The sequence below is a fragment of the Stenotrophomonas sp. 80084_Sma genome, assembly GCF_056481995.1.
Genome location: NZ_CM151177.1, coordinates 1,518,346 through 1,531,142, shown reverse-complemented (window position 1 = coordinate 1,531,142; position 12,797 = coordinate 1,518,346). Strand labels below are relative to the sequence as shown.

The 12,797-nt window shown below is 67.9% G+C and carries 10 protein-coding genes; 2 read left to right on the top strand and 8 right to left on the bottom strand.

Features of this window, described 5'->3' with window-relative positions; translation table 11 throughout:
• Nucleotides 1–22 precede the first annotated feature (22 nt).
• Entirely contained in the window at nt 23–970 is a 948-nt protein-coding gene (locus tag ACZK3W_RS07160; RefSeq protein ID WP_049461762.1) for a DMT family transporter, read from the top strand.
• Nucleotides 971–1,000: 30 nt separating this feature from the next.
• Here the strand turns inward: ACZK3W_RS07160 and ACZK3W_RS07155 are convergent, their stop codons facing one another.
• The 6 genes from ACZK3W_RS07155 to ACZK3W_RS07130 form a co-directional block, all read right to left on the bottom strand.
• Complete coding sequence (locus ACZK3W_RS07155; protein ID WP_134951490.1) at nt 1,001–2,161, bottom strand: AAA family ATPase; 1,161 nt, start codon at nt 2,159–2,161, stop codon at nt 1,001–1,003.
• Between the two features lie 120 nt (nt 2,162–2,281).
• The gene (locus tag ACZK3W_RS07150) at nt 2,282–3,352 is read right to left on the bottom strand and encodes a sensor domain-containing diguanylate cyclase (protein ID WP_125893804.1); all 1,071 of its coding nucleotides are present in this window, start codon (nt 3,350–3,352) and stop codon (nt 2,282–2,284) included.
• A 144-nt stretch (nt 3,353–3,496) separates the two neighbouring features.
• A complete protein-coding gene (locus ACZK3W_RS07145; RefSeq protein ID WP_032128352.1) occupies nt 3,497–4,219 on the bottom strand; it encodes a pseudouridine synthase in 723 nt (240 codons plus the stop codon).
• A gap of 34 nt (nt 4,220–4,253) precedes the next feature.
• Complete coding sequence (locus ACZK3W_RS07140) at nt 4,254–5,918, bottom strand: sensor domain-containing diguanylate cyclase (RefSeq protein WP_125893802.1); 1,665 nt, start codon at nt 5,916–5,918, stop codon at nt 4,254–4,256.
• Between the two features lie 109 nt (nt 5,919–6,027).
• Nucleotides 6,028–8,451 (bottom strand): putative bifunctional diguanylate cyclase/phosphodiesterase, encoded by a 2,424-nt coding sequence (locus tag ACZK3W_RS07135; protein ID WP_478450609.1) that lies wholly within the window; start codon nt 8,449–8,451, stop codon nt 6,028–6,030.
• 227 nt (nt 8,452–8,678) lie between these two features.
• Nucleotides 8,679–10,625 (bottom strand): DEAD/DEAH box helicase, encoded by a 1,947-nt coding sequence (locus ACZK3W_RS07130; protein ID WP_032128355.1) that lies wholly within the window; start codon nt 10,623–10,625, stop codon nt 8,679–8,681.
• Between the two features lie 265 nt (nt 10,626–10,890).
• Between ACZK3W_RS07130 and ACZK3W_RS07125 the strand changes: the two genes are divergently transcribed.
• On the top strand, nt 10,891–11,112 hold the full coding sequence (locus ACZK3W_RS07125) for an RNA-binding S4 domain-containing protein (protein WP_012479588.1): 222 nt from the start codon (nt 10,891–10,893) through the stop codon (nt 11,110–11,112).
• 25 nt (nt 11,113–11,137) lie between these two features.
• On the opposite strand, the gene ubiM is transcribed toward ACZK3W_RS07125, so the two are convergent.
• Both ubiM and ACZK3W_RS07115 read right to left on the bottom strand, forming a co-directional pair.
• Nucleotides 11,138–12,316 carry a 5-demethoxyubiquinol-8 5-hydroxylase UbiM gene (gene ubiM / locus ACZK3W_RS07120; protein ID WP_293791078.1) on the bottom strand — a complete coding sequence of 393 codons (1,179 nt, stop codon included), beginning with the start codon at nt 12,314–12,316 and terminating at the stop codon, nt 11,138–11,140.
• Between the two features lie 80 nt (nt 12,317–12,396).
• Nucleotides 12,397–12,786, bottom strand: coding sequence for an MAPEG family protein (locus tag ACZK3W_RS07115; protein ID WP_032128357.1), 390 nt, complete (start codon nt 12,784–12,786; stop codon nt 12,397–12,399).
• Between the last annotated feature and the right edge of the window lie 11 nt (nt 12,787–12,797).

Genomic DNA, 12,797 nt, shown 5'->3' with positions numbered 1-12,797 from the left:
CGCCTTGCCTCACAATAGGCGGATGAGCACACCCGACACCCGCAAAGCGCTGTGGCAGATCCACTTCTGTGTCCTGCTGTGGGGCGTCACTGCCATCCTCGGCAAGCTGATCACTCTGCCCGCGCTGCCGCTGGTCTGGTGGCGCATGCTGCTGGTGACAGCGATGCTGGCCCTGCTGCCGCGGGTCTGGCGCGGATTGCGCACCCTGCCACTGCGCCTGGTGGCGGGCTACGCCGGCATCGGCGCGCTGGTCGCCCTGCACTGGCTGACGTTCTACGGCGCGGTGAAGCTGGCCAACGCCTCGGTGGCCGCCACCTGCATCGCGCTGGCGCCGGTATTCACCTCGATCATCGAACCGTGGGTAGCCAAGCGACCGTTCCAGCTGCGTGAACTCGCCTTCGGCCTGGCCGTGCTGCCGGGTGTTGCACTGGTGGTCGGTGGCGTGCCCGATGGCATGCGCCTGGGTGTGTTGATCGGCGCGATATCGGCGCTGCTGGTGGCGGTGTTCGGCTCGCTCAACAAGCGCATGGTCAGCCACGCCGATCCGCTTACAGTCACCGCACTGGAGCTGGGCGCCGGCACCCTCACCCTGACCCTGCTGGCACCGCTGATGCCCTACCTGCTGCCGGCGCTGGCCAGCCCACTATGGGTGGTTCCGGACCTGCACGACGGCATCCTGCTACTGGTACTGGCCGGGTTCTGCACGCTGCTGCCGTTCGCCCTGGCCTTGGTCGCGCTACGCCACCTGAGCGCCTACACCGTGCAGCTGGTGACCAACCTGGAACCGGTCTACGCGGTGGTGCTGGCAGTGGTGCTGCTGCGCGAGCAGCACGAGGTCACGCCGTGGTTCTACCTGGGCGTGGCGATCATCGTCGGCGCGGTGTTCCTGCATCCGTTGTTGAACCGCCGCAAGCCGGTGCAGCACCCGGAGATTCTCGGTACGTCGGAAGCACGCAACATCGCCGATTGAGCATATCCGCGCAGGGTGCGAATCGCCTTGTCAGCGCTGCGGCCAGTGCCATGCCGGGGCATCCAGCAAGCCCTGCCCGCTCAACAGCGTGCGCCCCTGTTCCTTGTGCAGATGCAGCGAATGACAGCCGGGCGCCTGCTCCAGTGCTGCGATCAGTCGGCTGGCGTGTGAGACCACCCACACCTGGCTGCGCGCACTGGCCGCGATGATCAGCCGCGCCAGCGCCGGCAGCAGGTCCGGATGCAGGCTGGTCTCCGGTTCGTTGAGCACCAGCAGCGGCGGCGGGCGCGGCGTGTGCAGTGCCGCGGCCAGCAGCAGGAAGCGCAGCGTGCCGTCGGACAGCTCGGCCATCGACAACGGCCGCAGCAGCCCCGGCTGGTGGAAGCGCAGGGCCAGCCGGCCATCCAGTTCCTCGAACCCCACCGTGGCGCCCGGGAACGCATCCTCCACGCTGCGCGCCAGTGCGCCCGGATCACCGATCTCGAGGATGGTCACCCAGGCCGCCGCCAGATCGCGACCGTCGTGATGCAGCACCGGCGTGCGCGTGGCCATCGCCGGTTGCCGTGCCGGGGCATCGGCGTCGCTGCGGAAATGGTCGTAGAAGCGCCAGCGACGGATGTACTCGCGCAGGGCGATGGTTTCCGGCATGCGCTGCGGATCGCCAACCTGGGTGAACAGACTGTCGAACAGCGACAACCGGTCATCGACCAGATCCCAACCGCGCGCATGGCGTTGCCGCACCATTGCCCCACGTCGGTCGACCAGCAGGTTGGCGCTGCGCAGGAACGGCCCGGCCCAGATCGCCTCGGCCTTGATCTGCGGGTCCAGTGCGAAGGCCGAACGGCTGGGCGGTGGGTAGCCCAGGTCAATGGCATAGCCGAACTCGTCGGTGGTGAAGCCCAGCTTCAATCCCACCGATTCCTGACGTGGGCCGCCCTGCAAGGGGATTTCGCCGGCAGCAACCCGACGGTCCATTTTTTCCGGCCCCGCCCACAGCGCCGAACCGAGCCCACCTTCGCGGGCCAGAACCGCCGCGACGCCGCCCTGCGCGGTCTCTGCCAGCAGGCGCAGCGCGCGGTACAGGCTGGACTTGCCACTGCCATTGTCGCCGGTCACCACATTCAACTGCTGCAGCGGCAGTATCAGCCCGTGCAGCGAGCGATAGTGGGCGATGGCCAGGGTCTGCAGCATGGTTGTGTCCGTGGGAACAGGAACGGCATATTCGCCGGGCGCAATCGCACAGGCCGCGACACGGCGTTACCTCATCTGCAAAAGCATCCCCGCATGGCGTGGATCTACTGCATGCAGGGCTCAGCCCGCCCGTTCCACCCGGTTGCGACCATTGCCCTTGGCCCGGTACAGCGCCTTGTCGGCGCGCGCCAGCATGTCATCCACGCTTTCACCTGGCTGGTGCTGGGCAACACCGATGCTGATCGTGACCGGGAATCCAAGCGGCAGGTCAGCCACGGCCAGGCGCAGGAACTCGCATTGCAGTTCGGCCGTGTGCAGGTCGGTGCCCGGCATTACCGCCACGAACTCCTCGCCGCCGTAGCGCGCGGCCATGCCGCGGCCGGCGAAGTGCGAGCGCAGCAGCACGCCCAGCTCGGCCAGCACCCGGTCGCCGGTGGCGTGGCCCTGGAAATCGTTGATGTGCTTGAAGTGATCGATGTCGAGCAACGCAACGCAGGCGACGCCCGGTTGCCCATCGATCTCCACCACCGCCTCTTCCAGTGCCGCCGCCATTGCGCGGCGGTTGGGGAGGCCGGTCAGCGCATCGGTGCGGCTCTGCTCGGCCAGGTCGGCATTCTGCGCCAGCAGCACGTCCTGGTACTCCGCCAACAGGCGCTCGTAGTCATCGCGCTCCAGCATGTGCTTCTGGATGTCGAGCGCGAAACGGCGCAGCTCCATCACCAGCATCACCTGCCGTGACAGCGCGGCCAGTGCCTCGGCCTTGTCGCTGGGCAGGTGCTGCGGATGTGCATCGAACACGCACAGCGTGCCCAGAGGCAGGCCATCGGAACTGATCAGTGGCGCACCGGCGTAGAAGCGGATGTGCGGGTCGCCGGTCACTACCGGATTATCGTGGAAGCGGATGTCCTGCAACGCGTCCTCGACCACCATGATTTCCTGCGGCTGCAGGATGGCGTGGCCACACATCGATTCGCTGCGCAGGTTTTCCGCCGCGTCGATGCCCTGGATCGACTTGAACCACTGCCGTTCGACGTCGATCAGGGTCACCGCCGCCATCGAGGTACCGCAGACCGCTTTGGCGATCGCGACCAGGTCGTCGAAGGATTTCTCACGCTGCGAATCCAGGATCCGGTAGCGGTACAGCGCCTCGAGCCGAAGGGCTTCGTTGGCAGGCTTGTCGGGCTTGATCATGCAGCGTCACATTCCGGCAGGTCACTGCGGAGTCTAGCTGATGCCGGTGCGCAATCCGCACAACGGGGAGTGCCGGCCGCTGGCCGGCATCCCGCGCTCATTCGATGCCTGGTGCAGCCGGCCAGCGGCCGGCACTACCGCGCGTTACCAGTCCAGCTGCTTCGGCAGCAGGCCCTGCAGTTCCTGCTCGGTCAGGTTGCGCCACTGGCCCGGCTTCAGCGCGCCGATCTTGATGTTGTCGATGCGCACGCGGCGCAGCTGGGTCACGCGATAGCCGAACTCGGCGGCCATCAGGCGGATCTGCCGGTTCAGTCCCTGCTGCAGGGTGATGCGGAATCCGAACTTGGCGATGCGCGAGGTCTTGCACGGCAGCGTCATCTGGTCGTGGATGCGCACGCCGCGCGCCATGCCACGCAGGAACTCGTCGGTGACCGGCTTGTTCACCGCCACCAGGTACTCCTTCTGGTGGCCGTTCTCGGCACGCAGGATCTGGTTGACGATGTCGCCGTTGCTGGTCATCAGGATCAGGCCTTCGGACTCCTTGTCCAGGCGGCCGACCGGGAAGATGCGCTGTTCGTGGCCGACGAAGTCGACGATGTTGCCCTTGACCGAGGTTTCGGTGGTGCAGGTGACGCCCACCGGCTTGTTCAGCGCGATGTAGACGTGGCGGCGGGCGCCGGGCTTGCGTGCCACGCGCGCGCGCAGCGGCTGGCCGTCGACCAGCACCTGGTCTTCCTCGCCCACCACCGCACCGGTGCCGGCCGCGTGGCCGTTGACGGTGACGCGGCGGGCGGCGATCAGGCGATCGGCCTCGCGGCGGGAGCAGAAGCCGGTGTCGGCGATATGTTTGTTGAGTCGGGTGGTCATCGGTCCATTATCCGGCATCGCCGCCCGCTGCGCTTCATGCCGGGGCCGGCGGATCGAGCTCTTCGCCGTCGAACACCCGGTTGCGACCCGCCCGCTTGGCCACGTACATGGCATGGTCGGCCCGCCGCAGCAGCCCGGCCAGGTCATCCTCACCCGGCCGCCACTGCGCCAGTCCGATGCTGGCGGTCACTTCCAGGCCCGGCACCTGCAGGGCCTGGCCGGCTTCGGTGATGCGCTGGCGCAGGCGGTCCAGGCGTGCCGACGCCGCCTCGCGCGGCATGCCCGGCATCAGCAGCAGGAACTCCTCGCCGCCCATCCGCACCACTTCGTCCTGGCTGCGGACTGCCGTGCGCAGGGCACGCGCTACCGCCACCAGCACCTGGTCGCCCACCGCGTGGCCATGGCGGTCGTTGATGTCCTTGAACAGGTCGATGTCGAGAAAACCGATCACCAGCGGGCCGCGCTCACGGTCGACCTGTGCCAGGTGACGGGCCAGCTGCTGCAGGCCGGCCCGGCGGTTGGGCAGCCCGGTCAGGCCATCGGTTTCGGCCAGCTGGCGCAGTTCATCGCGCTGCTGGCGCAGCCGGCCCAGCCGCTGGTTCATGGCATAGGCGGCCATCATCAGCAGCCAGGTCACCGACAGCTGCAGTGCTTCCACCCGGTACTCCAGCAGCCACCCCGCACTGCTGGCATCGGCTGCGATCATCACCAGCAATGGCACCAGCGCCGCCAGGCCCGCCAACGCCCAGCAGTCACCGCGCAACCAGGCACGCATGCCAGCGGCCAGTGACAACAGGCAACCGAGGATGAAGGTCAGCTGCAGGCTCTGCGCGACCAGCGCCAGGGTGTCCCAGCGCAGCCACGGCACCAGCGCGGCCAGTCCCATCAGGCCCCACAGCACAGCCTGCTGTGCCGGCCGCGAGCGCGGCAGCAAGCGGTCCCCACCGTTGAGGCGCCACAGAGCGGGCAGTACCAGCGCCTGGGTCGCGGCGGTCAGCGCCAGCAGCCACCATGCGCCGCGCTCGCCCACCGGCAGCCACGGTTCGGGGTAGCCGCTCAAGCCGCCAAGAACCGCCTGCCACACCACCACCACGATCGTCGCGCCGATGTAGACCAGGAAGCTGCGGTCACGGGTGGTCAGGTAGGCCATCAATGCCGACAGCGCCAGCGCGATCGCCACCGCGATGCAGGCCGCGCGCACCAGCAGGCGGGCGGTATCGTTCTGCTGGACCGGACTGGGCGCCCCCAGCCGCAAGGTCGGCACCCAGCGCGCTTTCAGCGGCGCCTGCCACGACACCAGGAACGGCTCATGGCTGCCTGCCGCTGGCACCGCCACCAGGCCGATGCCGGCGCGGAAGCGCGAATCACGGGTGCGCGCATCGTGCATGTTGCCGCAGATCTCGCGGTCACCATGCTGTACGCGGACTTCGCCAGCGAACACGTTGAACACATCCAGCGCCTGGGGTTGCCCCGACCAGCCCCCGGGCGGCGCCGGTACCTCTACCTGCTCGCGCGGCCCGGCCAGCATCGCGGGCGTACAGCCACGATGGGGTGTCGGTTCGTCCGTCGGTGCGCCAACCAGCAGGAAATCCCGGCCGGCCTCGGCCAGGCGCGCGTGCACCAGACCGGGAAGCAACACTCCCATCAGCAGGACGACCAGCAGCGCCCCTGTTTCGTACCGCCACTGCCTGACGCCCACGCCACATCCTGTTCCTGCTTACGTCCGCGCCCACTGCGCGTCGCCCCTGGCGCGCATTATCGCAGCCGGGCACGCCACGCATGTGTAGACCAAAGTCGCCGTGCGCCGTTCAGCCAGCGGCCGGAGGCCCCTTCACCGCCACCAGGCGGACCGGCCTCAGGTCACTCAGGGTCATCCGTTCCAGCGGCTGCGGCCGCTCGATCGCGTAGCCCTGCAGGCCCTGCACGCCGAGCCGGGTCAGTGCGCCAGCCACCTCGGCGGTTTCCACCCATTCGGCCACCACCTCCATCTGCAGTTCCCGCCCGAGCTCGCTGATCGCCCGCACCGTGGCGTAGCTGACCGGGTCGGTGTCCATGTCACGCACGAAGGTGCCGTCGATCTTCAGGATGTCCGCAGGCAGCTGGCGCAGATAGCCGAACGAGGACAGGCCGGAGCCGAAGTCATCCAGTGCCATCCGGCAGCCACGCGCTTTGACCGCATCGATGAAAGCGCGTGCCTGGCTGAGGTTGCTGATCGCCGCGGTCTCGGTGATCTCGAAACACAGTTTCGAGGCCAGCGCGCGGTTGCGCTCGAGCAGGTCGCAGACGAAGGCGAGGAATCCCGGCTCGGCGATCGACTGCGCCGAAACGTTGACGTTGCACAGGCCCAGCTGGCGCACGTGTGCCGGGCAGACCTGCAGGTGGCGGAACAACAGCCCGAGCACGTGCCGATCCAGCGCCACCGCCATGCCGTATCGCTCCACCGCCGGCATGAACTGACCGGGCAGATGCAGGCTGCCATCGGTACCACGCATGCGCACCAGCACCTCGTAATGCAGGTAGGACGGATCGCCCACGCGGGCGATGCGCTGCGCGTACAGCAGCATGCGATTCTCCGCCATGGCCAGGCTGACACCCTGCAGACGCTCGGCCTCCTGCCGCCGCTCCTCCAGCGCCATGCGGTTCTCGTTGAAGCAGTGCACACGGTTGCGACCGGCCTGCTTGGCCGCATAGCAGGCGCTGTCGGCGGCGCTCATCAACCAGTTCGCGTCCGGCGCCTCGGCACTGACCTCGACCACGCCGATGCTGCAGCTCAACTGCGGGCTGCCCTCGCTGATCGGGAACGTGGCCTGGCCCAGGTTGCGGATCACCCGCTGCAGTACCCGCTTGGCTTCATCCTGGCCGGCGTGGGCGAGAAACACCGCGAACTCATCGGCCCCCAGGCGGCCGACCCAATCGCCATCACGCACCGCCGCCACCAGATAGTCGGCGAAACCGCGCAGCATCTGGTCGCCGGCGGCATGACCGAAGCTGTCGTTGACCAGCTTGAAGTGGTCCAGGTTGATGTAGCACAGCGCATGCGTACCACCGTCCGTCCGGACCTGCAGCAGCGCGCGTTCCAGCAGGCGTTCGATCTCGCGGCGGTTGATCAGGCCGGTCAGCGGATCGTGGCTGGCGTGATGCTCGATCTCGCGCGCCAGTGCATGGTTCTGGCTGACATCCTCGATGATCGCGAACACCGACAATCCACCGCCCGAGCTGCGAACCGCGGTACCGCTCCAGCGTCCCCAGACGAGGCTGCCATCGCGCCGCCGGAAACGCAGCTCGCTCGGCCGCAGCTGCCGGTCCCAGTCGATGCGGCCGACACCGTCGAGGACCAGTTCCCCCTCCATCAGCAGGTCACCCAGCAGCATCTGCAGCAGCACATCGCGCCGGTAGTCGAGGATATCCGCCATCGCCTGGTTGGCCTCGACCACGCGGCCATCGGTGTCGAGCTTCAGCATGCCGACATTGGCCTGGTAGAAGGCCGCGCGGAAGCGGCTCTCGTGCTCGGTCAGATCCTTGCCGACGCGACGCGCCAGCGCCACTGCCATCAGGCTGATCACCAGCACCGACAGGCCGCCAACCATCAGCGTGGCGATCCGGACCATGGTGGCCATCCTCAGCAGCGCCTGCGAGAACGCCTGGGCCTGCACCTGCAGGCGGCGGTCGAGATCCCGCAGCTGCTGCAGGTAGCGATTGCGGTCGGCCACGGGCAGTTCACCTGCCGCATGCCTCCGTTGCAGCTCGGCGACCAGGGCCTGCACAGCCTCCAGATCACCATCGGTCTGCCGCCACAGTGCAGTGGCTTCGCGGAATGCTCCCAGGTCACGGGCGTAGCGGAACGAGAACACCAGGCGTGGAATATCGGCGCGCGCGTTGCCGCCCTGCAGGAAACCCTGCCGGGCCTTCTCCTCGTCCGGTACCGCCTGTTCCAGCGCCAGCCGGGCCTGCAGATCCCCCAACGGAATCCGCAGGGCCTGGCGCGCGTCATCCAGGTCCTGCGCATCGCCACGCGCCAGATAGCGGCTCAGCGCAGCGGTCGCATCCTGCTGCCCTCGCGACCAGTAGCCCTGGCCGGCAATCCAGGCCGTCGAGGCCGCCTGCAGTTCCTGGATCAACGCGGACAGCGCGACCAACCCGATCGCCATGCCCGTTAACAACGCAAAGCGCAATCCCAGGCCACGGGTCATCGGCACCCGCCGGCTCTGCTGGTCCGTGCCACTTCTACCCATCCCGGATCCCCCCGAATGTGCTGCGGTGACAACCTCCCTTGGAACCGGCCCAGCCTATGACCGGCAATGTGTTTGCCATGCGAAAAGGGGACGGAGGGGATTAAGTCGTTTTCGGCATAAGCGCACTGCCGGGCATAAACGACTTAATCCCCTCCGTCCCCTTTTCCAGGCCCATAACGGACAACGCCAACCCGGAGGCTGGCGTTGTTCAGGACCGCAGGTGCGGCTTAGAAGCTGCGCGGGCCGCGCGGCTTGAAGCCGTCACGACGCGGCGGGCGGCTGTCGCGGTCACCGCCGCGGTCGCCACCGTGGCCACCCGGACCGCCCGGGCCACCGCGACGCGGGCCACCCGGGCCGCCCGGACCACGCTTGTCGAAGCGCGGCTTGAACGGACGCGGGGCCGGGTTGGTGTCTTCACCCGGAGCCAGCGCACGCATCTGCAGCTGCTGGCCGGACACCCACACCTTCTGCAGGTGCGACAGCACGTCCGGCGGCATCTGTGCCGGCAGGTCCAGCAGCGAGAAGTCGTCGTGGATGTCGATGCGGCCGATGAAGCGGCTTTCCAGGCCAGCTTCGTTGGCAATGGCGCCAACGATGTTGGCCGGCTTCACGCCGTGCTGGTGGCCGACCGAAATGCGGTAGGTCTCCATGCCCTGCTCAGGCGCACCACGTGGCGGAACCTCACGGCGCGGACGCTGCTCGAAGCCACCTTCGGCGTCGTCGCGGCGCGGGCCACGCTCGAAGCGCGGACCACGCTCGTTGCGGTCGAAGCGATCGCCACGTTCCGGGCGGTCACCACGGTCGAAGCGTTCGCGCGGTGCGCGCTCTTCACGCGGGGCACGCACCGGCGGCTGCAGCAGGAACGGGGTGTCACCCTGCAGCATCTTGGCCAGCGCGGCAGCCACTTCGATGGCCGGCACGTTCTGCTCGTTCTCGAAACGCTCCAGCAGCTGGCGGTAGAAGTCCAGGCCACCGGCGCCGAGGGTTTCGCTGATGCGCGAGGTGAACTTGTTGATGCGGGTGTCGTTGACCGCTTCCACGCTCGGCAGCTGCATCTCTTCGATCGGCTGGCGGGTGGCGCGCTCGATCTGGCGCAGCATGCCCTTCTCGCGCGGGGTGGCGAACAGGATCGCCTCGCCGCTGCGGCCGGCACGACCGGTACGGCCGATGCGGTGCACGTAGCTTTCGGTGTCGTACGGGATGTCGTAGTTCAGCACGTGGCTGATGCGCTCCACGTCCAGGCCGCGGGCAGCCACGTCGGTGGCGACCAGGATGTCCAGCTTGCCTTCCTTCAGCATGGCGATGGTGCGCTCACGCTGGGCCTGCTGCATGTCACCGTTGATGGCGGCAGCGGCCAGGCCACGGGCCTGCAGCTTGCTGGCCAGTTCTTCGGTGCCGGCCTTGGTGCGCGCGAAGATGATCATCGCGTCGAACGGCTCGACTTCCAGGATGCGGGTCAGCGCGTCCAGCTTGTGCATGCCGCTCACCCACCAGTAACGCTGGCGGATGTTGGCCGAGGTGGTGGTCTTGGCCGCGATGGTCACTTCCACCGGGTCCTGCAGGTAGGTCTGCGCGATGCGGCGGATCTGCGGCGGCATGGTGGCCGAGAACAGGGCCACCTGGCGCTGCTCCGGCAGCTTCTTCAGCACGGCTTCGACGTCGTCGATGAAGCCCATGCGCAGCATTTCATCGGCTTCGTCCAGCACCAGCGTCTTCAGCTCTGACAGGTCCAGGGTGCTGCGGTCCAGGTGGTCGATCACGCGGCCGGGGGTACCGACCACGATGTGCACGCCGCGGCGCAGGGCCGACAGCTGCTGGCCGTACGGCTGGCCGCCGTACACCGGCAGCACGCGGAAGCCCGGGATCTTCGACGAATAGGACTGGAACGCCTCGGCAACCTGGATGGCCAGTTCGCGGGTCGGTGCCAGGATCAGGGCCTGCGGCTTGATCTGCTGCAGGTCGATGTTGGACAGTACCGGCAGCGCGAACGCTGCGGTCTTGCCGGTGCCGGTCTGGGCCTGGCCCAGCACGTCGCGGCCTTCCAGCATCGCCGGGATGGTGGCGGCCTGGATCGGCGACGGGGTTTCGTAGCCGATGGCGGTGACCGCCTGCATCACGGGCTCGGACAGGCCGAGCTGCGCAAACTGCAGCGGCGCTTGGGAATCTTGGGACATGGGGAACTCCGAAGACACTGCCGTCTTCCTGGCAGTGCGATAAAAAAGGTGATGGTCCGCGCTTTGGGCGCCCTTCTTATCGCGTGCCCTGGCGCTGCTCGGTTGGAGGAGATTTCACTCGCTCAGAGCGGAATCATACCGCATTGATCCTGAACAAGGCGTACAGCTTGCCGTGCGCGTACCGTCATGCCCCAAGCTGGCGCACAATACGCGCCCTCTTCACCGGCCCGGCCGCTGCTGCGCCCTTCCCCAGGAACCCCGCTCCATGCAGATTCTCGAATTCGACCTCGACGGTGACTACGTCGAACTCAAGCAGCTGCTCAAGCTGGCCGACCTGGTCACCAGCGGCGGCGAGGCCAAGATGGTCATCAGCGACGGCCAGGTGCGGGTCGACGGCGAGGTCGAACTGCGCAAGGCCTGCAAGATCCGCGCAGGCCAGGTGGTTGAATTCGCCGACAGCCAGATCCGCGTGCTGGCCGCCGGCTGATCTGAACGGGCTGATCTGAACCGGTTCAGGCCACGCGCTGGGTCAGGTGCGAGGCGATCAGCTGCCTGAACGGCGCAACGCCCTGCGCCAGGCGCAGGCCGGCCGCGCGCAGCAGCCGCGCCGGGCGGCGATCGTCGGTATACAGGCTGGCGATCGCGTTGGTGGCCTCGTACAGCGGCCTCGATGCCAGCCGATGACCGCGCTGGTAGCTGGCCAGCATGCCGGCGGCGGCGATGTCGGCACCGCGACGCTGCTGTTCGACGATGCCCCGCGCCAGCCGCTGCGCACTGGCCAGGCCCAGATTGAAGCCATGTGCGGTGACCGGATGCATGCCGACGGCGGCATCGCCGATCAGCGCCGAACGCTCGCCGACGAAACGGTGCGCGTACACACCCACCAGCGGATACGCCTGCGGCGTGGCCACTGGCTGCATGCGGCCAAGACGGTGTTCGAAGCAGGCACCGATGGCCTCACCGAAGGCCACCTCGTCCATCGCCAGCAGTTCTTCAATCTGCCGCGGTGGCAGCGTGATCACTGCTGATGCCTGGCCTTCGTTGAGCGGCAGCAACGCCATCGTGCGGCCGTAGCCGAACCATTCCCAGGCAGTGTGGTGATGATCACGCTCAACCTGCATGCGGCACACCAGCATCGACTTGCCGAAGTCGCGCATCTGCGCGCCGATGCCGAGCATGCGGCGGGTTGCGGAGAAGCGGCTGTCAGCGGCGACCAGCAGGCGCGCATGAAGTTGGCTGCCGTCATCGAGTTTGACCACGTGGCCCTGCGCATCGGCCTGCACGCCCAGCACCTTGCGCCCGTCGAACAGCTCCAGGCCGTCCTGCCCCTGCACGGCATCCCATGCAGCGCGGCGGATCAGATGGTTGGGCACCAGCCAACCCAGCGGCTGACCGTCCACCTGGCTGCTGGCGAAGGTCAGCGCGAACGGCGAGCCGCCGTTCATCACCTTGGCATCGCGCAGTTCAGCGACTTCGGCCTGCGGCAGGCGCTGCCACAGCCCCAGCTGCTCCATGCTCTGCCGCGAGGCATGGGTCAGCGCGATCTCACGGCCATCGAAGGCGGCCTCGGCAAGGGCCTGGCGCGGTTGAACTTCGACCAGCCCGACCTGCAGGCCGCTACCGGCCAGCGCACGCGCGAAACACAGCCCCGCCGGTCCGGCGCCGACCACCACCACGTCCATCCTGCGCATGCGCGCCTCCTGCCGTTGATTCAGTCCGCGCCAGCATAGCGCCGCGCACCTGACCGGCCTTGATCTGGATCAGGCCGGGATCACAACAACGCGAACACCAGCGCCAGGATCGACAGCAGCGACACTGCCCAGACCAGGCTGCGCACGTAGGGCACGCCCGCGGCATACAGCGGCAGGTAGACCACGCGCGCCCAGAAGTAGGCCTGCGCCGCCAGCGCCGTGGTGTCGTTGCCGCGCCCGGCCACGACCACTGCGATGGCGGCGGCAGCGAAGAACGGGAACGTCTCCAGGAAGTTGGCCTGCGCACGTTGCAGGCGCCCGGCCAGCGGGCTGAGTGGCCTGGCTTCGCCATCACGCGCCGAGGCATTCCACTTCATCCCGCGCTCGCGGGTGACCACGGTGGAGGTAGCGAAGATGTAGACAAAGCCCAGCAGCACCGACCAGGCCAGCATCGTCAGTTCAGTTGCCATCGATCATCTCC

Bases quoted from the DNA above. Each gene is read 5' to 3' on its own strand.
- ACZK3W_RS07160 (WP_049461762.1), top strand. From the start codon at position 23: ATGAGCACACCCGACACCCGCAAAGCGCTGTGGCAGATCCACTTCTGT.
- ACZK3W_RS07155 (WP_134951490.1), bottom strand. From the start codon at position 2,161: ATGCTGCAGACCCTGGCCATCGCCCACTATCGCTCGCTGCACGGGCTG.
- ACZK3W_RS07150 (WP_125893804.1), bottom strand. From the start codon at position 3,352: ATGATCAAGCCCGACAAGCCTGCCAACGAAGCCCTTCGGCTCGAGGCG.
- ACZK3W_RS07145 (WP_032128352.1), bottom strand. From the start codon at position 4,219: ATGACCACCCGACTCAACAAACATATCGCCGACACCGGCTTCTGCTCC.
- ACZK3W_RS07135 (WP_478450609.1), bottom strand. From the start codon at position 8,451: ATGGGTAGAAGTGGCACGGACCAGCAGAGCCGGCGGGTGCCGATGACC.
- ACZK3W_RS07130 (WP_032128355.1), bottom strand. From the start codon at position 10,625: ATGTCCCAAGATTCCCAAGCGCCGCTGCAGTTTGCGCAGCTCGGCCTG.
- ACZK3W_RS07125 (WP_012479588.1), top strand. From the start codon at position 10,891: ATGCAGATTCTCGAATTCGACCTCGACGGTGACTACGTCGAACTCAAG.
- ubiM (WP_293791078.1), bottom strand. From the start codon at position 12,316: ATGCGCAGGATGGACGTGGTGGTGGTCGGCGCCGGACCGGCGGGGCTG.
- ACZK3W_RS07115 (WP_032128357.1), bottom strand. From the start codon at position 12,786: ATGGCAACTGAACTGACGATGCTGGCCTGGTCGGTGCTGCTGGGCTTT.